Annotated in this window: 1 pseudogene; it reads right to left on the reverse strand. The window is 44.9% G+C overall.

Annotated features, from left to right (window positions below):
- Nucleotides 1-247, reverse strand: a pseudogene (locus lacNas_RS14145) (RNA-guided endonuclease InsQ/TnpB family protein); the annotation flags it as partial.
- Nucleotides 248-392 lie beyond the last annotated feature (145 nt).

The following is a 392-nucleotide window of genomic DNA, read 5'->3' on the forward strand; positions in this document are numbered from 1 at the left end:
TATTTGAGACGCAGGCAAATGCATTATCAACACCTGGGTCAATACCGATATAGCGGCAGTTGTCTGGCAGATATGGCTTCTGGCTTGCAGCTGGAGTGTAGGCTACTGTGAGTTTATAACCATTTGACAGTGGCTTAATTGCGATGCGATTGACCTTTTTTAAGCCATCTGCAAGCTTGATGCTAAGCTCCAAAGAATGAATAATCAGATACCGTGCTACGACATCTTTGCCATCAGCACTTTTCACTTCTTTGACCCTCGCGTTTTGTGGTGTCACGTAAAAGGTATGACGTCTGCTTTTCTTCAAGTAACGTGGAATTCTCGGCCTGCCGGTAAATTTCTGTGGTGCTATTTTGTAAGATTGCAAGGCACAGAACCAGGCCTTCCAAACC

Source organism: Lactobacillus nasalidis (genome assembly GCF_016587775.1).
Classification (GTDB): domain Bacteria; phylum Bacillota; class Bacilli; order Lactobacillales; family Lactobacillaceae; genus Lactobacillus; species Lactobacillus nasalidis.